21 protein-coding genes and 5 pseudogenes are annotated in these 21,997 nt (G+C 69.5%); 9 read left to right on the plus strand and 17 right to left on the minus strand.

What is annotated here, in order from left to right; all coding sequences use genetic code 11:
* Positions 1 to 81: 81 nt before the first annotated feature.
* Complete coding sequence (locus ACWC24_RS17050; protein WP_450663626.1) at positions 82 to 1,215, minus strand: PP2C family protein-serine/threonine phosphatase; 1,134 nt, start codon at positions 1,213 to 1,215, stop codon at positions 82 to 84.
* Between the two features lie 1,096 nt (positions 1,216 to 2,311).
* On the opposite strand from ACWC24_RS17050, the pseudogene ACWC24_RS17055 reads away from it, so the two are divergent.
* Positions 2,312 to 2,767: pseudogene (locus ACWC24_RS17055) on the plus strand (transposase); the annotation flags it as partial.
* Between the two features lie 25 nt (positions 2,768 to 2,792).
* Here ACWC24_RS17055 and ACWC24_RS17060 read toward each other — a convergent pair.
* Entirely contained in the window at positions 2,793 to 3,110 is a 318-nt protein-coding gene (locus ACWC24_RS17060; RefSeq protein ID WP_450663627.1) for an Imm51 family immunity protein, read from the minus strand.
* 164 nt (positions 3,111 to 3,274) lie between these two features.
* On the opposite strand from ACWC24_RS17060, the gene ACWC24_RS17065 reads away from it, so the two are divergent.
* Complete coding sequence (locus ACWC24_RS17065; RefSeq protein ID WP_450663628.1) at positions 3,275 to 4,387, plus strand: LLM class flavin-dependent oxidoreductase; 1,113 nt, start codon at positions 3,275 to 3,277, stop codon at positions 4,385 to 4,387.
* A gap of 29 nt (positions 4,388 to 4,416) precedes the next feature.
* Here ACWC24_RS17065 and ACWC24_RS17070 read toward each other — a convergent pair whose 3' ends face one another.
* Complete coding sequence (locus ACWC24_RS17070) at positions 4,417 to 4,812, minus strand: MerR family transcriptional regulator (protein WP_450663629.1); 396 nt, start codon at positions 4,810 to 4,812, stop codon at positions 4,417 to 4,419.
* A gap of 68 nt (positions 4,813 to 4,880) precedes the next feature.
* Between ACWC24_RS17070 and ACWC24_RS17075 the strand changes: the two genes are divergently transcribed.
* The 3 genes and pseudogenes from ACWC24_RS17075 to ACWC24_RS17085 all read left to right on the plus strand — a co-directional run bounded on the left by ACWC24_RS17075 (position 4,881) and on the right by ACWC24_RS17085 (position 6,920).
* Positions 4,881 to 6,095, plus strand: a complete 1,215-nt coding sequence (locus ACWC24_RS17075) for an MFS transporter (RefSeq protein ID WP_450663630.1) — start codon at positions 4,881 to 4,883, stop codon at positions 6,093 to 6,095.
* Between the two features lie 39 nt (positions 6,096 to 6,134).
* Positions 6,135 to 6,527: pseudogene (locus tag ACWC24_RS17080) on the plus strand (reverse transcriptase domain-containing protein); the annotation flags it as partial.
* A gap of 81 nt (positions 6,528 to 6,608) precedes the next feature.
* Positions 6,609 to 6,920: a group II intron maturase-specific domain-containing protein gene (locus ACWC24_RS17085; protein ID WP_450663706.1), complete on the plus strand. Its 312-nt coding sequence runs from the start codon at positions 6,609 to 6,611 to the stop codon at positions 6,918 to 6,920.
* Positions 6,921 to 7,016: 96 nt separating this feature from the next.
* Here ACWC24_RS17085 and ACWC24_RS17090 read toward each other — a convergent pair whose 3' ends face one another.
* On the minus strand, positions 7,017 to 7,463 hold the full coding sequence (locus tag ACWC24_RS17090) for a hypothetical protein (protein WP_450663631.1): 447 nt from the start codon (positions 7,461 to 7,463) through the stop codon (positions 7,017 to 7,019).
* A gap of 6 nt (positions 7,464 to 7,469) precedes the next feature.
* Here ACWC24_RS17090 and ACWC24_RS17095 point away from each other — a divergent pair.
* Both ACWC24_RS17095 and ACWC24_RS17100 read left to right on the plus strand, forming a co-directional pair.
* Positions 7,470 to 7,739: pseudogene (locus ACWC24_RS17095) on the plus strand (GNAT family N-acetyltransferase); the annotation flags it as partial.
* 237 nt (positions 7,740 to 7,976) lie between these two features.
* Positions 7,977 to 8,450, plus strand: a pseudogene (locus ACWC24_RS17100) (hypothetical protein); the annotation flags it as partial.
* Here ACWC24_RS17100 and ssuE read toward each other — a convergent pair.
* From ssuE to ACWC24_RS17155, 11 genes are all read right to left on the minus strand, one after another.
* On the minus strand, positions 8,413 to 8,967 hold the full coding sequence (gene ssuE / locus ACWC24_RS17105) for an NADPH-dependent FMN reductase (RefSeq protein ID WP_450663632.1): 555 nt from the start codon (positions 8,965 to 8,967) through the stop codon (positions 8,413 to 8,415). The pseudogene ACWC24_RS17100 and the gene ssuE overlap by 38 nt on opposite strands.
* Positions 8,968 to 9,029: 62 nt before the next feature.
* On the minus strand, positions 9,030 to 9,797 hold the full coding sequence (locus ACWC24_RS17110) for an alpha/beta hydrolase (RefSeq protein ID WP_450663633.1): 768 nt from the start codon (positions 9,795 to 9,797) through the stop codon (positions 9,030 to 9,032).
* Between the two features lies 1 nt (position 9,798).
* Positions 9,799 to 10,833: an LLM class flavin-dependent oxidoreductase gene (locus tag ACWC24_RS17115; protein WP_450663634.1), complete on the minus strand. Its 1,035-nt coding sequence runs from the start codon at positions 10,831 to 10,833 to the stop codon at positions 9,799 to 9,801.
* A gap of 63 nt (positions 10,834 to 10,896) precedes the next feature.
* The gene (locus tag ACWC24_RS17120; RefSeq protein ID WP_450663635.1) at positions 10,897 to 12,237 is read right to left on the minus strand and encodes an NtaA/DmoA family FMN-dependent monooxygenase; all 1,341 of its coding nucleotides are present in this window, start codon (positions 12,235 to 12,237) and stop codon (positions 10,897 to 10,899) included.
* A gap of 47 nt (positions 12,238 to 12,284) precedes the next feature.
* The gene (locus ACWC24_RS17125) at positions 12,285 to 13,133 is read right to left on the minus strand and encodes an ABC transporter ATP-binding protein (RefSeq protein ID WP_450663636.1); all 849 of its coding nucleotides are present in this window, start codon (positions 13,131 to 13,133) and stop codon (positions 12,285 to 12,287) included.
* A complete protein-coding gene (locus ACWC24_RS17130) occupies positions 13,130 to 14,023 on the minus strand; it encodes an ABC transporter ATP-binding protein (RefSeq protein WP_450663637.1) in 894 nt (297 codons plus the stop codon). Before ACWC24_RS17130 ends, ACWC24_RS17125 begins: the two co-directional genes overlap by 4 nt.
* The gene (locus ACWC24_RS17135; protein WP_450663638.1) at positions 14,020 to 14,901 is read right to left on the minus strand and encodes an ABC transporter permease; all 882 of its coding nucleotides are present in this window, start codon (positions 14,899 to 14,901) and stop codon (positions 14,020 to 14,022) included. The genes ACWC24_RS17130 and ACWC24_RS17135 overlap by 4 nt, the downstream gene beginning before the upstream one ends.
* A gap of 3 nt (positions 14,902 to 14,904) precedes the next feature.
* Positions 14,905 to 15,939 (minus strand): ABC transporter permease, encoded by a 1,035-nt coding sequence (locus tag ACWC24_RS17140; RefSeq protein ID WP_450663639.1) that lies wholly within the window; start codon positions 15,937 to 15,939, stop codon positions 14,905 to 14,907.
* 46 nt (positions 15,940 to 15,985) lie between these two features.
* Positions 15,986 to 17,548, minus strand: a complete 1,563-nt coding sequence (locus tag ACWC24_RS17145; protein WP_450663640.1) for an ABC transporter substrate-binding protein — start codon at positions 17,546 to 17,548, stop codon at positions 15,986 to 15,988.
* A gap of 476 nt (positions 17,549 to 18,024) precedes the next feature.
* Entirely contained in the window at positions 18,025 to 18,945 is a 921-nt protein-coding gene (locus ACWC24_RS17150; RefSeq protein WP_450663641.1) for a DsbA family oxidoreductase, read from the minus strand.
* Positions 18,942 to 19,376: an RrF2 family transcriptional regulator gene (locus ACWC24_RS17155; RefSeq protein ID WP_450663642.1), complete on the minus strand. Its 435-nt coding sequence runs from the start codon at positions 19,374 to 19,376 to the stop codon at positions 18,942 to 18,944. The genes ACWC24_RS17150 and ACWC24_RS17155 overlap by 4 nt, the downstream gene beginning before the upstream one ends.
* A gap of 138 nt (positions 19,377 to 19,514) precedes the next feature.
* Here ACWC24_RS17155 and ACWC24_RS17160 point away from each other — a divergent pair, with 138 nt between their 5' ends.
* On the plus strand, positions 19,515 to 20,021 hold the full coding sequence (locus tag ACWC24_RS17160; protein ID WP_450663643.1) for a cupin domain-containing protein: 507 nt from the start codon (positions 19,515 to 19,517) through the stop codon (positions 20,019 to 20,021).
* Between the two features lie 197 nt (positions 20,022 to 20,218).
* Here ACWC24_RS17160 and ACWC24_RS17165 read toward each other — a convergent pair whose 3' ends face one another.
* Entirely contained in the window at positions 20,219 to 20,416 is a 198-nt protein-coding gene (locus ACWC24_RS17165; protein ID WP_450663644.1) for a hypothetical protein, read from the minus strand.
* Between the two features lie 194 nt (positions 20,417 to 20,610).
* Positions 20,611 to 21,104 (minus strand): annotated as a pseudogene (locus ACWC24_RS17170) (IS701 family transposase); the annotation flags it as partial.
* Here ACWC24_RS17170 and ACWC24_RS17175 point away from each other — a divergent pair.
* Entirely contained in the window at positions 21,081 to 21,995 is a 915-nt protein-coding gene (locus ACWC24_RS17175; protein WP_450663645.1) for a transposase, read from the plus strand. The pseudogene ACWC24_RS17170 and the gene ACWC24_RS17175 overlap by 24 nt on opposite strands.
* Positions 21,996 to 21,997 lie beyond the last annotated feature (2 nt).

Raw genomic sequence — 21,997 nt, forward strand, 5'->3', positions numbered from 1 at the left:
TCGCCTCAGGCATCTTCATTTGGTCCGCCTGATGAAGTAGTGCCAGGTGGGAAGCAAGACTGTCCACGACCGCCGGATTTTTCAGCGGTTCGGTGACCGTCGCAGGGTCAGTACCGCCACGTCGTCGTGCTGCTCGTCGTCTCCCGCGAACGCACGTGCGTCGTCGTAGAGAGCGCGTGGCAGGTCGGTGGGGGAGGGCAGCGCGTGCTGGGCGAGGCGTTCCGTCAGGCGCTCGGTGAGGGGGTAGAAGGCGCCGTCGTCGGCGCGGGTCTCGGTGAGTCCGTCCGTGGTCAGCAGCAGCGTCGCGCCGGGCTGGAAGACGAACCAGTCGACGGTTGCGGGTTCGGTGGCGAGGTCGGCGAGTCCGAGGGGGACGCCGGACGTGAGGACCGGTGTCGTCACGCTGGCCTCCTGCAGCACCTGCGGCAGGACGTGGCCGCAGTTGACGGCCTGTGCCTCCGCGCCCGCATCGATGTTGAGGATGAGCGCGGTGACGAACCGTTCGTCGTCGCCGGTCTTCGCCGCGTAGGAGTTGTGCCGCACGACGGAGGCGTCCAGGGCGTCGACGAGGGCGGTGAGGGTGGGCTCGTGGTGGGCCGTGGCGCGAAAGGTACCGATGACGGCGAACGCGGCGCCGACCGCGGGGAGTCCTTTGCCCTGGACGTCACCGATGAGCACCCTGGTCCCCCAGGGTGATTCGACGACGTCGTAGATGTCGCCGCCGACCAGCCGGTCCTCCTGTACGGGCTCGTACAGACCGTTCACCAGGACGTCTTCGGTGAGCATGGGCAAAGGGCGCAGGATGTGGCGCTGCATCGCGGCTGCGGTGGAGCGCAGCCGCAGCATTTCCTGCTCGCGGTTGATGCGGCGGTGGCAGGCGTAGACGGAGGCGGCGCCCAGGGCGAGGGTGAGCAGGATCATGAGGATCCTGTCGAGCAATGGCCGCCCCTCACTGTGCCGGACCAGCAGGGTCACGATGACCACGAGTTCGGTCCAGGCGAACACGAACTTGGTCTGGCGGACGGTGCACAGCGCCGATGCGGACCCCGGAAGGAACACGAGAAGGCCGAGAAGCCACACCGGGGATTGCGACACGACGTCCAGGATCGCCACCACCAGTGTCACCGAGGCGACGACGATCACCGCTTCGGCCGTGCTCGGTGGTTCGATGGCCTCGACCGGACGCGTTTTCTTCTTCGCATGCTTGCGGAGCACGAGACCTCCGGGACAGACGGAATATTCTCACCCATACCGTAGGCAAGCTCGGCAGGAGGGTGGCCGCGCTCCGCCGGACGGCGGGCGCTGGTGACGGCAGGCGATCCGGGTCCGAACGCGGCGCGGTGGGCAGCCTGGACAGGGTTGCGCCGAGTGGGAACAGGTGCTGCAGGAACGGGGATCGGGCCCGGCCGAAGAGGCCGTCTGCACTGCTGTGCTGCCCCGGTCGTCCGCCTCGGCCCCGGGCCTCGCCCTGCACACCCGGCTGGAGCGATCGGAGCCCCTGCGCGTCCTGGGTGACATGGCAGCACGGGGCCCGGTCGCGGTGGTGTTGCCGGCGCCTGCCCACAACAGTGGAAGGCTCTGCGACGTGCGGGGAGCTGGCCGAAGTGGTGACCGCCGATGTCGAGCCGTCCGATGTCGCACAGCTCAAGGGCAGCTCCGCCATGGCCGAGGCGCTGGAGGGCCTGGTGCGTTCCCGACGGGCTCCTGCGGACGCCCGGTTCGCGGTACGTGTGGGGCAGGAGTGGGTCCGTCTGACGAGCGTGGATGTCGCGGCGGCACGACAGGCAGCGGAGGCGAGCGCCCTGGCGCACAACCGGGCGCGCCAGGTGTTCAAGGAGCACCTGATCGGCATGGTCACGAGCACCCTGGAGCGTGGCACTGCCGAGGCCCTCGCACACATCGACGCCGAGACCGCCGACAGCACCGGCCTCGACCTCGATGCCGCGGCCCGGGCCGACCTGCGCACGCTCGGCTTCGACGGTGCGGCAGCCGCCGATCCGGCCGAGATGTTCGATGCGGAGGCTCTGCGTACGAACCTCATGAGCGACGCCCACGCCGAGGGTGCGGTGGAGCTCCTCTGGCCACGACTGACGCCCGAGACCGTCGTAACGGCCCTGCTGGGGGACGCCCGCGCCCTGGCCACGCATCTGCCGTCACTCACCGATGACGAACGCGGCCGACTGCTGCGCCCTGCTGGTGCCCCGTGGGCCGATGCCGATGTGGCGCTGTTGGACGAGGCGGCAAGCCTGGTGGGCGGGCCGCCGGAGCGGACGTTCGGGCACGTCGTTGTCGACGAGGCACAGGAGCTGACCGCGGCTGTTACTCGGTCGGCGACGACCAACTCTGGGGCGTCGTCCGCCGCCGCAAGGGCATCGACCACACCTGGGCGGCCCTGCGGTCGATCCGCGCGGCCCGCCCGGACGGCGCCCCGATCTACGTGATCCTCGACAACCTGTCCGCACATCTGAACCGGCGGATCCGCCGCTGGGCCGACCGGAACAAGGTCGAGCTGTGCTTCACCCCGACCTACGCGTCCTGGGCCAACCCCATCGAGGCCCACTTCGGACCCTTGCGGCAGTTCACCCTCGCCAACTCGAACCACCCCAACCACACCGTCCAGACCCGGGCCCTGCACGCCTACCTGCGGTGGCGCAACAAGAACGCCCGCCACCCCGACGTCCTCGCCGCTCAACGACGTGAACGCGCTCGCATCCGCAGCGAGAAACACATCCGCTGGGGCGGCAGACCTTTCCAGCTTGCAGCCTGACCCGGCAGACCTGCTGGTCACAGCACTAGTCGTCGAACTCGAAGCCTGCCGTCTCTGCACGGGCAACGAGATCGTGAACTGCGCCGGGGCTCGAGATCACGGGCTCCAGAGCGGTCTTGAGCTGCGCGAGGTCACTCAAGCTCCCGATCGCGCAGAACATGCCGCCCTCGCTGTCGAAGTCGAGGCGCTCAGCAAGATCCGGCCAGGCGAACTGCACAAGACCTTCCCAGAAGTACCCGTTCGGTTCGTGTCCGGCGGCAACCACTGCAGCATCGGCGGCCAGGTCACCGGCGGCGAGCGTCAGCGAGTGCTCACCATCAAAGTCATGGAGGGTGATAGTCACGGCGCGATCGTCCCACGCCCAAGGCGCAGGCTGCCCAGCCCGTTCAAACCGCTTGTCCGCTCTCAGCCCGGTGAACCTATCCGGTCACAGCACTAGGTGTTGCGGGTCAGGAGGTTGTTGACGGGTTGACCTTCACATCGGTGTGATGGTTGTGCAATCGAGTCATGGAAAGAGACTCGATGAACCCCGGCTCGTTTCGGCTCGGCCTGGCGTTGGAGGGCACGGGTTGGCACCCTGCCTCATGGTTGTTGTCGTCGGTGACGGATGCTGAAGAGGTTTTCCAGAGCGGCTACTGGACGAACTGGGGGCGCGCGGCCGCGTCAGGTGGCATCGACTTCGTCACGCTCGAGGACGGCCTGAGCCTGCAGACCGACCGGTTGGGTACCGCCGACCATGCCCATGACCGGGTGCGCGGCAGGCTCGACCCTGTTGTCACCGCAGCGGTCCTGCTGGCAACGACAGACATCAGCGAGGTGGTGGTCTCGCGCAACGTGACGCACACCAACCCGTTCCATGTCGCCGCCCAGATGGCGTCCTTGGCTGCAATCGGGCCGGGCCGGGTGGCGTGGCGGCCGCAGGTTTCCGCCGAGGCGCGCGATGCCACGGTGGTCGGTGGACAGGCGACGCCTCAGCTACGGCCCGAGGACCTGTACATCCCGACTCGCATCGCGCGCCGGCTCCGGGATCTCTTTCGTGACGCCGAGGACTACGTGCGAACAGTGCGCGAGCTGTGGAGGACGTTTCCCGCCGAGAGCTTGAGCTCCGGGGACACGTTCCTGCACCGGGACATGGTCGCGCCGTTGCGGCTCACCGGGAGGGAAAGGTACCCGGCGGCCGGCCCGCTGACCGTACCGGTGCCGAGCACCCCGAAGGTCGCGGTGCTCGCGCACCACGCCCTGGAGCCGTATCGACTCGCTGCAGCCGTCGCGGACCGGGTCTTCGTCACTCCGTCGCAGGAGCATCCGATTCCCGCCCTCCTGACGGCGTTTCGGCAAATCGAGAAGCTGACGCCGGACGCCACCAGGACCGAGGTGTACGCGGACGTGGCGGTTGTCCTGGGCGACACGGACGAGCACGCGCAGGCCAGGCTGGCCCGCCTGAACGAAGCAGCCGGCTTCGTCTGGGCACCGGACACGCACGTGTTCGCCGGAACCGCGGACCGCCTCACCCAGGAACTCGCGCGCTGGCATGAACAGTTTGGCCTGAGCGGGGTTCGGCTGCGCCCCGCGGTGCTTCCGGACGACGCCGACAGGATCGTCCAGGAGATCGCAGGGTGAAGAACTTGCTTCAGATGCTGCGCGGTCGATCAGGCACTGCCCAGTTGACCGGGCGCAACCGGGGCGCGATGGAGCTCCACCTCGGCCAAGTACTCGGTCATCGCGTCCCGGTTACGGGTGAGCACTTCGATCCGATCGGTGAGCTTGTCCCGCTCCGAGGTCAGCAACGCCAGCATCTGCGGGGTCGCGTCCGGGAAGTGAATGGACCTGGGCTTGTCCAGGCAGGGCAGGATCTGCTTGATGATCCGGGTCGGCAACCCCGCCGCCAGCAGACCGCGTATCTGCTTCACGCGGTCCGCATATCGCTCATCGTAGTCACGGTATCCGTTCGCCGACCGATCCGGCACGATCAGGCCCTGCTCCTCGTAATACCGCAGCAGGCGCCGGGGCACGCCCGTCAGACGGGATAATTCACCGATCCGCACATGCTCGAGAGTAGTCGCGCGGACCGAGCTTGACCATCACATCTATGTGAGGGTTCCACGATCAGTGCATGACGACCACAACAGCCTCTCCGACAAGACGTGACGTCCTGCCCTGGCCCGCGCTCCTGGCACTGGGCACCGCGGTCTTCATCACCAGCCTGACCGAGACCCTCCCGGCGGGCGTCCTCCCGCAGATGTCCTCCTCTCTCGGCGTCAGCTCCGGTGCGGCGGGCCAGACCGTCACCGTGTACGCCGCCGGTACAGCCCTGACCGCCATACCGCTGGCCGCTGCCACGACGGGAATTCGGCGCAAGCCGTTGCTGCTGTGCGCCATGACCGTCTTCCTGGTCGCGAACACGCTCACCGCTGCCGCGCCCGGCTACGCGATCCTGCTCGTCTCACGGTTCCTCGCCGGCGTCGCCGCCGGACTCGCGTGGGCCATCCTTGCCGGATACGCACGGCGTATCGCACCTCCCGGTCAGGAAGGACGTGCCATCGCGATCGCGATGACCGGGATCCCCCTGGCGCTGTCGCTGGGTGTTCCCGCCGGGACGCTGCTCGGGCAACAGATCGGGTGGCGAACGTCCTTCGCTGCCGTCTCGGCGATCACCCTCGTCGTCCTCACCTGGATCACGTTCAGCGTTCCCGCCGTCAGCCGGCCAACGACAACAGCCGAAGAGCCGAAGCCGACCACCCGGCAAACGCTCCGGGTCCCTGGGGTCACTGCCGTCATGGTCGTCGTCGTGACCTTCGTCCTCGGCCACACGATCATCTACGCGTACATCGCGCCGTACCTGCGGCACGCCGGCCTCACCGCCGCAGTGGACGCGATCCTGCTTGCCTTCGGCACCGCATGCCTGGTCAGCATCTGGTACACCGGCCGTCACATCGACAGACACCTTCGTGGGCTCGCTCTGACCGCCGCGATGCTGTTCACTGCCGCTACGGCAGCCTTCGCCACCACCACGGCACAGGCCGTCGTCTGGGTCGCAGCCGTCGCGTGGGGCCTGGGATGGGGCGGTATACCCACGCTCCTTCAGACAGCAGCCGGTCATGCCGGGATGCGACACAGCCCAGCCATCGCCGACACCGCGCAAGCCATCCTTGTGACCTTGTGGAACGTGGCCATGGCACTCGGCGGCATCATCGGCGGCATACTCCTGCAGCGCGTCGACACCACCGCCGACGCCGTCGCCGCGGCAGCACTCGGAGTCCTCAGCCTGACCGTGATCGCACTCACGCGAAAGCATGCCTTCGCAACAGCGGACCAGGAAGCACCGTGACGCACGCGAACGCACCACTGTCGGTGGGACTGCTTCGGCACGATCGACCACGACGCGCTCATGGCCCAGGTGGCCCGGCGCGTGGTGGACCGGCCGATGCTGAAGCCGATCCGGACTTGGCTGCGGATGGGAGTCCCGGAGGGCGGGATGACCTCCCCGATCGGGGCGGGAACTCCGCAGGGCTCACCGATCTCCCCGCTGCCGGCCAGCATCGCCCTGCACGTCCTCGATGAGGCATGGCAGGACGAGTGCCGTCGGCCGGGGGTGCTGGTGAGGTACTGCGACGACTTCGTGGTCCTGTCTCCGACCAGACGACGTGCCGAGCAGGCCCAGCAGTTGGCGGCGACGATACTGGAACGGCTCGGGATACGACTGCACCCCGAGAAGTCCGGCATCACCTGCCTCACCCGAGGCGGGCAGGGCTTCGACTTCCTCGGCTTCCACCACCGGAAGATGGAATCGTGGAAATGGCGAGGCAGGTTCTACCTGCAACGCCGGCCCTCGGCCCGAGCGATGCGGGTGCTGCGGGACAAGATCCGCGCGGTCATCTCACGCTCGAAGAGCGAACGGCCGGTGTCCGCGGCGGTCGCCGACCTCAACCCCGTACTTCAAGGCTGGGAGTACTTCCGCAACGGGAACTCCGGGCGGAAGTCCGACGCGGTCGACGGCCACGTCCACGAACGGCTGGCCGTCTTCGCCAGCCGGAAACACAGACTCCGAGGCCGGAACCGGACCACCCGATTCACTTACGGATGGATCACTCGGCTCGGGGTCTGTCGCCTCATCGGAAACGTGCACCAGGCGTCGGCGCACACCAGCCGGTGAACGATGTCGGAAAGTCGTGTGCGGGAGAACCGCACGCACGGTTTGAAGCGGCGGGGGCTGGAAACGGAGCAGAAGCCACCGCGCCAGTCCCCGACCCTACTGAGAGGCGCGCTCGGCCTGGAGCCAGTGGCGGCCGGCGGGTGCCCAGCCCAGGAGCCGGCGTGCGCTGCTGTTTGTGGGGCCGCCGTCGGGGGAGAGGTCGCCGCACGCGTGGACGAGGCGCAGACCCGCCAGGACGGGCGCGAGGCGCGTGCGAGCGTGGTCGGGATACCGCGCCGCGTCGTCGTCGAACTGCGCCAGGGTCGTGCCCTGCTCGTCGGGGGTGGCCATCGAGAGGCAGAACAGCGCCTGGCGCCAGGCATAGGCCATGTCCTTGATGGTCCTCAGCGGGTGCGGGTTGCCGTGGATCCGCGCGGCAAGACGGCAGGCGGTGGCGAATGCGCTGCGGGCCGGTGCCGCCCAGCCGGACTGCGGGCTCACCCCGACCGGCCCGGCGATGAGGGCAAGGTTGTGCGTGGTGAGGATCTGGGCCTGCTCGATCACCGCGCGCCGGCGCAGAGGTGTACCGAGCGGCCGGCAGTGGCCCTCAAAGAGATCGGCGTCGGCCCGGCCTGGCGCAAGACCGGCACGGCCCGTCGCATCCACGACGCTCTGCTTGCCGTGCGAGACGAGCCGTACGTCACGCTCATGGTCAACCCGGCCGCCGGCGACGGCAAGGTCCACGACCTCTACAGGTCGTGGGGCTACGGAGACATCGGCCAGAGCCAGCCGTCGCCGGCCTCGCCGGCCCTGACCGTGATGATCCGTGCTACCGCGTAGCCCTTTACAGGTGTGGGCACCACCTTTCGACGGTCAAGATGGCGTTCGTGGGAAGGAGGACCACCCGCGCCCGCGGGGACGGTCCCACGGCCATCAGTCTCTTTGGCGCGCCCCTCGACTGCTCCCCGCACCCACGCGCCCGGCATCGCCTGCCTCGCGAGGCAGACCGGCTTCGGCTTCGGCCCGTATGGCAGCCGCGCTGGTCCCGGCCTGTAGCTCGCCCGCCACAGACACGCGACCCTGATCGGCATCGGCTTCTCCCCGGTCACCATCGCTCAGGCCCGGCACCGGGCCATGCCGCTCCCGGTCGACGCGGCCTTCGCCGTGGCCGCCCTCTCCGCCCTCTCGCTGGCCGATCAATGCGTCGACAAGGCTGTGGCGTTGAACGTCCTGCAGTACGCGCCCGACCGACTCGCAGCCGGGAGCGCTTGGCCGATGTCGGGATGTTGTGGGCCGAGCCGGTCGTCGTCCGGCTGGGAAGAGGCCGAGAGGTGGCGGCGGATGGAGTATTCGTTCGTCTGTTCACGGTGGTTGTGCCGATGCGCCGGCTTCTTGCGTCGTGAGCCAGGTGGCGAGCACGGCGGCATCTCCATGGCGCGTTCGCGCCTCGTGCGGTCGGCGTCCTCGTGCTGTCAGGGTCTCGGGCGGTCGTACTACCGGTCGGGGTCACGGGTCAGCCGGTGGTTGCCAGGGTGCCGACCTGCCTGCTGAGGGCGGCGGAGAAGTGGTCTGTCACCTGCTCCAGTGCCTGGGCCGGTGCAGGAGCGAGTACCGGTACGCCGTCCTCGCGGGCGATGTCCCGGTCGAGAGTGAACCAGCCCGACACGATGTGGGAGGCGCCCATGGAGACGAGGACCGGCCGCAGGGCGTAGTCGATGGCAAGGACATGGGCCTGGCTGCCGCCCGTGGCCAGGGGGAGCACGGTCTTGCCGGTGAGGGCGTACTGCGGGAGCAGGTCCAGAAGCGACTTCAGCAGGCCCGAGTAGGCGGCCTTGTACACGGGTGTGCCGATCACGACCCCGTCCGCCTGCGCGAACAGGTCCGCCACGGCGGTGATGGCCGGGTGGTGGACGTCCGCTCCGAGCAGCGCGTCGGCGGGCAGGGTGCGCACCTCCAGTGGGGTCACCTCGTGTCCCTGCTGCCGCAGCCGCTCATCCACGTGGCGCAGCAGCCGGGTCGTACGGGAGGTGGGGGAGGGGCTTCCGGAGACGGACAGGACGGCAGCCATGGACGAACCTTTCGGAGAGCGCGGTTGGAGGGGCGAGGTGGTGCAGGGCGGCGAACGACGTGTCACCAGGCACTGGAATGAACGGTGATCAGTGGCTGCAGGTCGTTGCGGAGGGTCTCCAGGAAGGAGACGACCTCGGCTGCCACGGACCGGTGCTGAAGGTCGTTGAGGACATCGTGGTGCGCGCCGTGCACGACCGACAGGCGGGCGCGGGGCAGGATCTTCGCGGCGTGCTGCAGGGCTTCGTGGTCGGCGAGTGGGTCGGCGTCACCCACCAGGAGCAGGACCGGCAGGTCGGTGTCCACGCTCCGCACGGCGGCCGTCAGGGCGTCGGGCAGAGCCTGCGTGAGGGAGCCGCGCCGCACCTGCGGGTCGTCGGCGAGCGTGCCCCGGTGGGTGGGGCAGGAGGTGCGGATGTCGAGTTCGTCTTCCCAGCCTCCCTCGGACCGTGCGCCCCGGCCGGGCAGCCCGGCGAGGATCAGGGCGTCGGGCCGGCGGGTGGCCGGTGTTCTCGCGCTGCCGAGGAGCGCGGCCACGGCGGCGGCTCCCGAGTCGGCTGCGACGACCACGACAGGCCGTACGGCACCGCTGCCCGTGGCCGTGTCCTCGACGGCTTCCTCCAGTCGGGCCGCCAGTTCCGCAAGCGGAGCGGCGTGGTCGGCGCCGGACAGGTCCGGGGCTTCGATCACCCGCACGTGGTAGGCGTCCGCGGCGAGCCGCTTGCCGAAGCGGGCGTAAGTCGCGGGGGTCTCTCCGCGGCCGGGGACCACGACGACCGTTCCGCGCACACGCAGGCCCTCTGGTGTGAAGTAGTCGCTGTAGTGGGTCATGTCATACTCCTGCGGATGCTGGTCGGGTGGTGGGAACGGGCGTCCAGCCGAGGGCGGGCGCCACTTCGGTCGCGATGAGTTCGAGGGCGCGTACCGCGGTGTCGTGGTCGAGGACGGCGGGGTTGAACTGGGTGATCAGGTCTGTCGCGACAGGCAGGACCTTTTCCTGCCGCAGTGCCGCGACGATCTCCTCGGGGTGACCGTAGAACGCGTGGAAGTGCCGTAGCGCCTCGTGGGTGTCCAGGCCTTCAGGGAACGCGCCGGTCTTGGCCATGCGCCTCGCGGCGCGGTGGACGTCCTCGCCGATGTGGCGCAGTGCCGTGCGGCGGTCCTTGGCCGGGAAGACGAACCGTGACAGGCCGATCCGAGGATGCCTCGGCCGGTTCCAGGCCGCGAGGTAGGCGTCGGCCCAGGGCCGTTGCACCTCATCGGTGGGGGCGTCGAAGCCGTAGGCCGCCCGGTTCAGCAGCAGATGGGAGCCGCCCGCGGCCGCGTGCTGCGCCCCTTGGGCACTGAAGACGCCCTGCCAGATCCGCTCGCTGAAGTCGCCGGCCCGGGGCTGGATACGGAAGCCGGGTGTACCCACCTCGCGGTTGGCCAGAGCCTGGCGCAATATGTCGAGGTATTGGCTGGTCAACTCGCGCTTGCGGGCGGCGTCCCGGCCGAACGCGGCGTACTCCACGGCGCTGGAGCCGCTGCCCACGCCGATCTCGACCCGGCCGCCGCTGAGGGTGTCGACGGTGGCGACGTCCTCGGCGAGACGGATCGGGTCCTCGAGCGGGAGGACGTTGATCGCGGTGCCGAGCCGGATACGTGTGGTGCGGGCTGCCGCATGGGCGAGGAAGGTCCAGGGCGAGGACAGGCCGCCGCCCGCGAGCGGGACATGGTGCTGTGCCACCCATCCGGTGTCGAAGCCCAACTCGTCGGCGACCGTGAACAGGTCCTGGGCCTTGCGGTAGGTACGGGCGAAGTCGTCGTCCCGGCCCTGGACATGGGTGAGGAAACCCAGCCTCAGGCGAGGTCTGTCGCTGGTCACGGGGATGCCTTTCGTGTCATCAGGCCGTCTTGCGGCTGCCTCCGGGGCGGTGCATTGGCGCCGTCAGCCGGTCGCGGGAGCGTGGTCGCGGCTGTGACGGTTGGCGGGGATCGGCAGACCGAGGTTGCCGCGCAGGGTGTCGGCGGTGTACTCGGTGCGGAACAGTCCGCGCTTTTGCAGGATGGGGACGACGCCGTCCACGAAGAGGTTCAGTTCCTCCTCGGTGCGGAAGGCGAGGTTGATGCCGTCGAAGGTGCCGGCGTCGAACCACCGCACGATGGTGTCGGCGACGGTATGCGGGTCCCCGACGAACGGCGACTGGCGGAACTGGTTCACGGAGTCCGCGACTTGCCGGAGGGTCAGGTTCTCGGCGCGGGCCCGATCGATGATCGTCGCCGCTCCGGTTCGGCCGCCCTTCTCGGCCAGGTGCGCGACGTCCGGGAAGGGCGCGTCCAGGTCGTGCACGCTGAAGTCGTAGGCGCCGAAGGAGCGGCCGAGCAGCGCCAGGTTGCGCTCGAAGTCGTTGTCCTCCTCGAAGATCTCCCGCTCCCGGCGACGGGCGGCCTCGTCGGTGGCGGCGACGACCGGACCGCCGTGAATGAAGATCTTGATGTGGTCGGGGTCGCGGCCGTAGGCGGCGGTGCGCTTCTTGATGTCGGCGTAGTACGCCTGCGCCTGTTCGAGGGTGCCGCCGGGCGCGTAGATGCCCTCGGCGACCTGTGCGGCCAGGTCGCGGCCCTCCTCGGACACCCCGGCCTGGAAGATCACCGGCTGGCCCTGCGGGGAGCGGGAGAGGTTCAGCGGGCCGGCCACCGTGAAGTGCTCGCCCACGTGGTCGAGTTCGTGCAACTTGGTGGGGTCCAGGAAGACGCCCCGTTCGACGTCGGCGGGGAAGGCGCCGTCCTCGTAGGAGTCCCACAGTCCGCGGGCGACCTGGACGAACTCCAGGGCACGGCCGTACCGGGTGGCGTAGTCGAGGTGCTCGTCCAGCCCGAAGTTGCGGGAGGTGCCGGTGTCGAAGCTGGTGACGACGTTCCAGCCGGCGCGTCCGCCGCTGATGTGGTCGAGGGAAGCGAACCGGCGCGCGAGGTTGAAGGGCGAGTTGTACGTCGAGCTCGCGGTGCCCACCAGGCCGATGTGCCGGGTGTGGGTGGCGACCGCGGACAGCAGCGTCAGCGGTTCGAGGCGGTTGAGGTAGTGCGCGGGGTAGGTGGCGTTGATGAACTGGCTGTCGACGATGAACAGGGCGTCGAACAGGGCGTGTTCGGCCGCCTGGGCCTGCCGGATGTAGTAGTTGATGTCGATGCTGGCGTTCTTCGCGACGCGGGGGTCCTTCCACAGGCCGTGCTGGCCCGGGCCGCCGACGCCGTAGGGATGGAGCGCGAGATGGATGGTTCGGGACATGGCTGTTCCTGTCTTTCGTGGGTTCAGGTGGGTGTCAGGGCGGGCGTTCAGACGTGCAGGAGGGCTCTCAGGGCCGCGCGTTCGGCTCGATCGGCCGGTGCGGTGTGCAGGGTGGGGGCGGAGCTGAGGAGCAGGCGCGTGTAGGGGTGCCCCGGTTCGTTGATGACATCGCGGGTCACGCCGGCTTCGACGAGTTCACCTCGGTAGAGCACGGCGATGCGGTCGGCGACGCCGGCGACGGAGCCCAGGTCATGGGAGATGAAGAGCAGGGCCACGCCGTCGGCGCGCAGGTCCTTGAGGATCTCGAGGACCTGCACGCGGTTGGCGGAGTCCAGGGCGCTGACCGGTTCGTCGAGGATGATCAGGCGTGGCCCGGTGATCAGGGCGCGGGCCACCGCGACGCGTTGGCGCTGTCCGCCGGAGAGTTCGCCGGGCAGCCGGTCGAGGAGGGCTTCGGTGAGCCGGACGCGGGGCAGGAACGCCCGCACGCGCACGGCCGCCTCCGCGCGGGTGGCGCCGGCGACGAGGAGCGGCTCGGCCAGGGAGGCCTCGATGGTGAGGTCCGGGTCGAGGCTGCGCAGGGGGTCCTGGAAGACGTACTGGATCACGCCCCCGCGGCGCAGCGCGCGCCACTGGCGTGCGCCGTGGGCGGTGACGTCCTCGCCGTCGACGCGGATCGATCCGCCGGAGGCCCGCACCAGGCCGAGCGCGGCCCGCGCGAGGGTGGACTTGCCCGAGCCTGTTTCACCGATGACGCCCACGGTCTCGCCCGGTGCGACGCTCAGTGAGACGTCGTGCAGGGCGCGGCGGCGTCGGCGGCGCGGCCCGTAGTGCACCTGAAGGTTCTCGATCTCGAGGACCGGACCGGCGGACGGCGTGGTGGTGTCGCTGCTCATGCGTCCTCCTGGGGGGCGAGGAACTTCTCCAGGCCGTACTGCTGGTGCTCGGCGATGAGCAGGCGGGTGTAGTCGTGCCGCGGGTGGTGCAGCACCTCGTGGGTGGGACCGTGCTCGACCACCTCGCCCTGGCGCATGACGAGGACCTCGTCGCACAACTGGGCCACGACGGCCAGGTCGTGGGAGACCACGACGAGGGCGAGGCCGGTGCGCTCGCGCAGGTCGGCCAGCAGGTCGAGGATCTCGGCCTGGACGGTGACGTCGAGTGCGGTCGTGGCCTCGTCGGCGATCAGGATGCGCGGGCCGGCGGCGATGGCCGCCGCGATGAGCACCCGCTGGAGCATTCCGCCGGAGAGTTCGAACGGGTACTGGGAGTAGACCAGTTCCGGATCCCTGAGGTGCATCGCGCGCAGCAGCTCGACCGCCTGCCGGCGCGCCGCGCGCCGCCCCAGGCCCTTCTTGATCCGGATGACCTCGGCGACCTGCTTGCCGACGGGGATCGAGGGGTTGAGGTAGGAGGCCGGGTCCTGGAAGACGGCGCTTATCGTGGCGCCGCGCAGATCCGTCCACCGGGCGGGCGTGAGGTCGCCGATGTCGCGGCCCTCGATCTCGATCGAGCCGCCGGTGACCTCGAAGTGGGCGGGCAGGATGCCCAGCGCGGCACGGCAGGTGAGGGTCTTTCCGCTGCCGGACTCTCCGACGATGCCGACCGCTTTCCCGGGGGCGAGGGTGAAGCTCACGCCGTGGACGATCTCGCGTCCGCCGGCCCGGTCGCTGATGCGCACGTCGCGCACGGACAGGGCATGCGGCGCGGCGGTTGCCGGGGCCGCGGGCCCGGGGCGTCCGGTCCGGTGGCTTTCGGTGGGCAGTTTCTGGGACAGGGCGTTCATCGTGCACCTCCGGCGGGAGCGGGGTCGAGCCGGTCGGCCCGGGCGCGGCGGCTGTTGAGCAGCGCCCGGCCGGCCTCGCCGGAGACGTCGCGGATGGCATCGGCGAGGACGTTGCAGGCCCACACAGTGATCACGATCAGAAGAGCGGGTGCGAGCGGCGCCCACGGCCTCTGGCTGAGGTAGCCGAGGTCGGAGGCGAGCAGACCGCCCCATGTGGGGGCGGGTGGCTGTACGCCGATCCCGAGGAACGTCAGGCTCGAGACGATGACGAAGCCGACGCCGATGGTCTGTGCGAGTGCGACGGCGATGGGCGGCAGCACCTTGGTCCAGACATGGCGGCGTACGACCCAGCCGATGCCGGCGCCGGAGATCAGTGCGGCCTCGACGTACTGGGAGCGGGCCACCGCCAGCGTGGCGGCGCGTGAGACCCGGTAGAACAGCGGGGACACCAGCGCCCCGGTGACGAGCATCGCCTGGGTGATGCCATTGCCGAGCAGGGCGACGACGGCGACGGCGAACAGCAGGAAGGGCAGGGCGACGAGGGTGTCGGCAAGCCGCAGGGTGATCCACTCGAAGGTCCGGCCGAGATACACCGACAGGATGCCGGGGACCACCCCCGCCACCAGAGCCGTCAGGGCGACCTCCAGCGAACCGAGGACGCTGATGCGGGAGCCGGCGAGGAGCCGGCTCATCACGTCCCGCCCCAGGTAGTCGGTGCCCAGCCAGTGGGCGCCCGAGGTGGCGCCGAGGATGTTGTCGCTGGTGGCCAGGGGGTCCTGCGGGGCGAGCAGCGGACCGAACACCGCGAGGAGGACGATCACCGCGAGCACGGTGAGCGCGATACGGCCGGACGGCAGGGAAAGGACACGGCGCACCACGGGTCACACCCCCCTCTGCGACGCGGGCGTCACGCGCGCCAGTACCAGGTTGACGACGAGATTGAACAGGACGACCAGGACGATCGACACGACCAGCACGCCCTGGACCGCCGGGACGTCACCGGCTTGGGCGGAGTCGTTGGCGAACCGGCCGAACCCCTGCAACCCGAAGATCCACTCCGTGACCACGGAGGCGCCGACAAGAGCGGGGAACTTCAGCCCGAGGGTCGCCAGGGCCGGGCCCAGGCCGTTGCGCAGGACGTGGGTGAAGAAGATCCGACGCGGGCTCAGCCCCCTCACCACCGCCCCGGTCACGTAGTTCTCGCGGTAGGCGGCGATGAGGCTGGTGCGCAGCTGGCGGGCCACGTCGGCGATGACGTCGAAGCTCAGGGCGACGGCCGGCAGCGTGACGTGGGCGAGCCACGGCCCGACTCCCTGGTCCGGCTCGACGTAACCGGCGGACGGGAACAGCCCCAGCCCGACCGCGAAGACCGTCACCAGAACGATCCCGACGACGAAGGCGGGCATCACGGAGATCAGCGTGACGAAGCCGGTGACGGCCCGGTCGATCCAGGTGGTGCGGCGCAGCGCCGCGAGGGTGCCCAGGGCGAAGCCGGTGACGACGCCGATGACCAGGGCGAGGGTGGCCACCGACAGACTCACGCCGAGGCCCAGTCCGATGAGCGTGGAGATGTCGGCGCCGTTGGTCCAGCTCACCCCGAGCTGCCCGTGCAGCACGCCGTTGATCCAGTCGCCGTACTGGACCAGGAACGGCCGGTCGAGACCCCACTGGGCCTCGACCCTGGCGATCGCCTCGGGCGTGGCCTCCTCGCCCAGCTGGATCCGCGCCGGACTGAGCCCGCTGAGCGAGCGCAGCGCGAACGTCACGAACGTTGCGACCAGGAAGACAGGCACGAAGATCGCGACCGACCGGGCGACGGTGACCAGGACCCGGCCCAGGACGTGCTGTGCCCTGGTCGCGGCGGCCCTGCGACGTTCGACGGGAGCGGCCGGGGCCTGCACGTGCGTCGTCGTCATGGGATGCCCCCTTCCGATGATGGGCTCTGAATGGATGGGTCGGGCGTCAGTTGCCGGCGATGGTCACGCCGGTCCAGTCGATGTGGGCCGGGTTCTTCGGGAGGTCGGAGACGGCCTTGCTCTTGGCGATGAGGTTGGGCTGGGAGTAGGTGAAGACCAGCGCCTTGCTCTCGAGACCGGCGCGGGTCGCCGCTTGCAGGACCTTGGCGTAGTCGGGCGATTCGAGCGGTGTCCGGCGGACCTTGGCGGCGGCTGCCTCGAAGCCGGACGGTTCGTAGGGGGAGCTGAGGTTGAGCGGGCCGTTGGGGCCGAAGTGCGCGGTGAGCGTCTGCAGCGCCGAGTCGCGGCCCGTCGTGCCGTACAGCGAGAACGTCAGGTCCTTGGCGAAGAACGGCGTCGCCCAGTTCTTGTCGATCTTGATGGTGACCTTGATGCCGACCTTCGCCAGCTGCGACTGGACGATCTCCGCCTGCGGGTCCTCGGCGGGGACGACCAGGTTCAGCTTGATGTCACCGGGCTTGTAGCCGGCGTCGGCGAGCAGCTCCTTCGACTTGGCCGGGTCGTAGGGGTAGGTGTTGGCCGACGCGGGATCGTAGGCGACGTATCCCTTCGGGAAGGGCTGGTCGGTCACCTCGCCGTAGCCGAAGGTCAGCTTGTCGACGAACTCCCGGCGGTTGATCGCGTGGCGGACCGCGTCGACGACCTTGTCGTTGTCGAACGGTGCCTTGTTGACGTTCAGGCTGATGTTGGAGGCGTTGAAGCCGGGCTGGACGAAGACGTCGAGACCCGCCTTCTTGGCCGCCTCGGCCTGACTGGGCTTGATGTCGGCGAAGTTGTAGACGCCGGTCTGCAGTCCGGAGACCACGGTGGAGGCGTCGGGTGCGGAGGTCAGCTCGACGTTGTCGATGTGGATGTTCTTCGCGTCCCAGTAGTCGGGGTTCTTCTTCAGGACGGCCTTGGTACCCGGGACGATCTGCGTGACGGTGAACGGGCCCGCGCCGACCGGGTTCTGGTCCAGCTTCGCCGGCGACTTCGCAGCCCTGGGGCTGGCGATCTGAAGCACGCGCTCACCCAGCAACTGGGGTATCTGGTAGTCGACCTGGCTGAGGCTGATGACAGCGTCGAGACCCTTGGCGTCCACCGACTTGATCGACGTCAGATCGCCGAAGAGCGCCGAGTTCTTCTGCTTCTTGGCGCGTTCGATCGCGGCCTTCACCGCGGTGCCGTCGACCGGTTCACCGTCGCTGAACTTCAGGCCCGGGCGCAGATGGAAGGTGATCTGATCCCCCTCGGCGTTGTACTCCCAGCTCTTGGCCAGGTCGGGCACGGCATTGCCCTTCTCGTCGGTGCGAGTCAACGAGGCGTACACAAGCGCCAGTTCACGGAACTGGGCACCGCTGCCACCGACCACCGGATCCCAGTGGGTGGGGAAGTAGGAGGAGGCCCACTTCAGCGTGGCGCTCCCGTCCGCGGCCGCGGAACTACCGCCGCACGCACTCAGCGAGGGGACGAGAACGGCGGAGAGGACGGCCCCCAACGCCGCGGCGCGCAGCCGGACTTGTCGGATGGGGCGCACTCCAGGACGGCGGGGCGTGAGCGGTCCGGACATCTCAGATTCTTTCTACGAGGGCACGAGCCCGTGCCAGGGCCACGGGCTCGGAAGCGAAGGTGATGTGCCACAGCAGCGCTGTGGGCACAGCAGGGGGCTGGGCAGGCCGTCGCCCGCAGGGGCATGCCGCGCTCAGGGCATACGGCGTCGAGGGGCGCAGCCGAGAGCCGGGCAGGGTGAAGGAAAAGGACGGCGAGAACGCCGGGAACACGGGTCAGACGACAGGCGCCGGAAGGCACGGCGGCGGCAAGCCGCGCTGGTGCCGAAGAGAAGGGTCAGGCGCCTGTGAACCGTGGACGGCGGTAGGTCAGCGACAGAGGGCGCTGCAGGTGCGCCGCAGATCCACGTAGCGGCACACCACTCCGGGGTGCGTCGTAAGCATGGTGCTCATCCTGGAGTCAGCCGTCGGCCGCTGTCAATGGACACCAAAAGGTGTCTCATTCGGCGGGACGAACCCCTGACCACAGGTCATGGCCTCATCGGGGTGCGGCTGGTGTGCTCCGCCGGGTGGCCGGGTGGGTCGCCGCCTCCTCGGGATGCAGCCACAGCGCTCCCCCCGCGGCATCGACGCGTACCGCCTCGGGACAGGGCCACGCGCCCTTCGTCAGCAGTCTGCGCTCCGGATCGGTCAGGCTCCGGTACCGGGCGAGGGCCACCGCGGGAGCCAGGGCCGCGGGGTCCGTCAGCAGCCCCGGCGCCAACTCCTCGATCCCAGCCGCGTACTCCTCGTACGACCGCCATCCGGGCACGGCACGCACACCGGCGGCAGAACGCAGAAGCACCGTGGGCAGGGCATAGCGATGTCCGCCGTCCGGGGTCTCCTTGGCGGCCCCGGGATGAGGGTCCTTGCCGCGTACGGACAGCACTTGGCCAATGGGGCGACGGGCCTCGGCATGGTCGGAACGGACCGACCGGAGAACGGCTGCGGACGCCGCGTCGGCCGCCAGGCGCTCCAGGTCCAGACCCGGCACGCCGCGTACCGCCGACAGCGCCAGGGAGGGGGTGTCCGCGGGCTCGCCGAGGACGAAGACGGTCTCCCGCAACCGGCGCAGCACACGGTCGGACACCTGCGGCCCCTGCGCTTCGGCCGCCTTGGCGACGAGGGAAGCCGGCCAGCTGCTCGCCGCCACCCGGCTGAGCCGGAACGCCCGCGGCGCGCGCGTGTGATGGCTGATGTCCTCGATGTAGCGGGAGTACCAGCGGGTCTCCGCGTCCGGATCGGGGGCCGGATCGTCGTCGTGGTTGAACAGGATGCAGTAGACGCGACGCCAGTGGACCCGGCCCTCGAGCGCCGCGCGCAGCCGGCGGAAGACGGGCTCCGAGCCCCAGGCCCAAGGGCACAGCGGGTCGGTGTACTCCACCACCTCAAGTGGCTTGCGGCATGCCGGAGCTGTCACGCGGCTCCCTTCCGGACCACCCGCGCATTCGAGCCTTCGGGGAGCAACGCGGTGAGCGTCGTGGCGCCCAGCAGGGCGGCGGCGTCTGCCTCGATCCGACGCCACACGCCGGGCAGCCCCGCGGCGGGGGACGGGTAGTCGAGCGCGGTCAGCGATTCGCCCCGCAGGGTGATCAACTCGCCGTCCACGGCGCGCACGATGTCCAGGATGGTGATGTCGTCGGCGGGACGACCGAGCCAGTACCCGCCCTCGCAGCCGCGTTGGCTGCGTACCAGGCCGGCCTTGCGCAACTCGCCGACCACCGACTTGAGGAAGCGGAACGGGATCTGCTGCGAGGAGGCGATCGCCTCGCAGGTCAGAGGGCGGGAAGGTTCGCAGGCGAGCTCCAGCAGAGCCCGTGTGGCGTAATCCGCCTTCGCGGAAATATGCATGCGCACATGATGCCCGACAAGTGCGACGCCGGCAGTGGTTCCTGCGCTCTCACTGCTTCATTGCAGGAACATTGCCGCAGGTGAACCGCAATGGACACCTCTTGACATCCTTTTTCGGACAGCTCTAGCGTCCGGTCCATGAGCGAGCCGTTGACAACTCCAGGTGAAGGTTTCCACCCCCATCTCGCGCATGTGGCAGGGGAGCGGACAGCCCCGTTGCACACGCGGCTTCACCACATCCGCGCCGACGCGCTCGACGGTGACACCGCCCAGACCGGAGGCATGCGTCGATTCGCCGCCGTCAGTGGGAAGACGGTCGGGTCGGAGAAGCTGTGGATGGGACAAACCCACGTAGCACCCTCCACCTCCTCATCCGACCACCACCACGGGGAGTCCGAGACCGCCATCTACGTCGTCAGCGGACACCCCGAGTTCGTCTTCCTCGACGCCTCCGGCCCGGAGCCGGAAGAAGTACGGCTGCGCACCGCGCCCGGCGACTACATCTTCGTCCCGCCCTTCGTACCGCACCGCGAGGAGAACCCCGATCCCACCGAGGAGGCCGTGGTCGTCATCGCCCGCAGCACCCAGGAAGCGATCGTGGTGAACCTTCCACACCTTTACGTGCTGGGCCAGGAAGGCAGCTGATCTGCCTGCCGATCTCGCGTACCCGTACCGGCTCTGCCGCCGGCCCAGTCTCTCCGGAGGAGAGGGCGTCCGGGTTCAGGAGGGGCAGGGTTCCTGGCGGCCGGTGTCCAGCCAACGCGTCCCGTAGCCAGGGCCTTTCCGTCCGACTGGTGGCTCGAGCGATGATGAGCATGCCGCGCCGGTAAGGGTCGGCGGTGTCATCGGCGCCCAACGGGCTGTCGCCGACGTCGAAAGAGGGCGAGCAGGTCCAGGCTCTGGGTCCGGACGACTCCGCCGACGGGGGCGACGATGACATCGAACTTCTCGTCGTCGAGCACGTCGAGCACGTCGAGCACGTCGGGCAGTTGAGCGGAGTCGACGACGGTGTCGTAGGGAAGCCTGCTGGCGGCCGTCACGTCCATCTTCTCGGAACGGACCGTGCCGACCACCCGGGACGCACCGAGCTGTCGGGCGATGCCAGGGAAGGCTGAGGCAAGCCCACCTGGTAGGACTCCGTTGGGTGTGTCTGGCTCTTGGTGTCGGACGTGCTCTGGCGGGGATGGGTTGGTGGCAGGTGGTGCAGGTGCCGGTCCAGCGGTTCAGCAGGTACTGATGGCGTCGAGGGTCTGGCAGAGGGTGAGTCCGCCGTGTCGGCTTTTGGGGCCGGTCGCTGTTCGGTGAGGAAGGCGTGGGCGGCGGTGACCAGGGTGACGTGGTGGTGCCAGCCCGTCCAGGAGCGTCCTTCGAAGTGGTCCGGGCCGAGGCCGTGCTTGAGTTCGCGGTAGTCGTGTTCGATGCGCCGGCGGATCTTGGCCGGGCGGACCAGCTCGGCGATCGGGGTGCCGGCGGGCAGGCCGGACAGCCAGTAGTCGGTGGGGCCTCGGCTCCGACGGGCCATTCGACCAGCAGGGTCACCTCGGGCAGGACACCGTCCCAGCGGCCTTCCTTCGCGAGGGCGGCGGCCCGGGCCAGACGGCGGCCCCTGACGCCGGCGGGCCGCACCCGCACGGCCAGGAAGTGTGAGCGCATCGGCCCGCGGGAGCCCTGGCGCCAGGTGATCTCGGTGAACGCCTGCCGTCCGTGCACGGCCGCGAGCACGGCCAACAAGGCATCGGCAGCTACGGCGCCGGCCTGGCCGCTTTCCTCGACCAGGCGGGTGAACGCGTAGTCGAGGTTTGCCGCCCCAAGCGGCCCGCGATCCACGGCGGGCGCAAGACCGACATGCTCGATGCCATTCGCGCGGCCGAGGAAGCCCTCGCCACCGAGAACCTCGTCCAGCCCAGGCTGCGGGGCGAGCGAGAGGCCTTGCGGGTCCTGCCAGCTGCCCGCAACGGCGCGGCCCTCGCCTCGACCGCAGCGATCAACCAGCTCAAGGCCATGATCGTGTCCGCGCCGGACGACCTCCGCGCCGGGCTGCGCAGGCTCAAGCGCCCCGCTCAGATCGTCCGCTGTGCTCAACTTCGAGACCGCCCAGCCCACGATGTCGAGCATCGCATGACCACCCGTGCACTTCGGTCGACAGCCCAACGCATTCAGGTACTTCAAGCCGAGGCCAAGGAACTTGAAGCGGAGAACCTCGGCCTCATGCGTCAGCTCGCTCCCGGACTTCTGGGCCTGGTCGGCATCGGGCCGATCACCGCAGTCCAGGTGCTTGTCAGCTGGTCCCACCCAGGTCGCTTCCGTTCCGAGGCAGCCTTCGCCTCCTTCGCCGGTGTCTCGCCGATCCCCGCGTCCTCCGGACTCACCGACCGACACCGGCTCAACCGCAGCGGCGATCGGCAGCTCAACCGGGCCATCCACCCGATCGCGCTGGTGCGTACGCGTTGCGACACCGGCACCAAGGAGTACGTCGCACGCAGGATTGCCGAGGGGAAAAGTCCGCGCGACGCACAGCGTTGCCTCGAGCGGGCCCTCTGTCGCCGGCTCTTCAAAGCTCTCGAACACGCCGAACGCAGAGTCGAAGGGCTCCCTGAGGAACTTCTCCAAGCCGCTTGACG

It is taken from the genome of Streptomyces sp. NPDC001443 (assembly GCF_053597355.1).

Coding starts and splice junctions, on each gene's coding strand:
- ACWC24_RS17140 (WP_450663639.1), bottom strand. CDS start 15,939: ATGACGACGACGCACGTGCAGGCCCCGGCCGCTCCCGTCGAACGTCGC.
- ACWC24_RS17075 (WP_450663630.1), top strand. CDS start 4,881: ATGACGACCACAACAGCCTCTCCGACAAGACGTGACGTCCTGCCCTGG.
- ACWC24_RS17085 (WP_450663706.1), top strand. CDS start 6,609: ATGCGGGTGCTGCGGGACAAGATCCGCGCGGTCATCTCACGCTCGAAG.
- ACWC24_RS17125 (WP_450663636.1), bottom strand. CDS start 13,133: ATGAGCAGCGACACCACCACGCCGTCCGCCGGTCCGGTCCTCGAGATC.
- ACWC24_RS17145 (WP_450663640.1), bottom strand. CDS start 17,548: ATGTCCGGACCGCTCACGCCCCGCCGTCCTGGAGTGCGCCCCATCCGA.
- ACWC24_RS17130 (WP_450663637.1), bottom strand. CDS start 14,023: ATGAACGCCCTGTCCCAGAAACTGCCCACCGAAAGCCACCGGACCGGA.
- ACWC24_RS17120 (WP_450663635.1), bottom strand. CDS start 12,237: ATGTCCCGAACCATCCATCTCGCGCTCCATCCCTACGGCGTCGGCGGC.
- ACWC24_RS17160 (WP_450663643.1), top strand. CDS start 19,515: ATGAGCGAGCCGTTGACAACTCCAGGTGAAGGTTTCCACCCCCATCTC.
- ssuE (WP_450663632.1), bottom strand. CDS start 8,967: ATGGCTGCCGTCCTGTCCGTCTCCGGAAGCCCCTCCCCCACCTCCCGT.
- ACWC24_RS17155 (WP_450663642.1), bottom strand. CDS start 19,376: ATGCATATTTCCGCGAAGGCGGATTACGCCACACGGGCTCTGCTGGAG.
- ACWC24_RS17110 (WP_450663633.1), bottom strand. CDS start 9,797: ATGACCCACTACAGCGACTACTTCACACCAGAGGGCCTGCGTGTGCGC.
- ACWC24_RS17065 (WP_450663628.1), top strand. CDS start 3,275: ATGGAAAGAGACTCGATGAACCCCGGCTCGTTTCGGCTCGGCCTGGCG.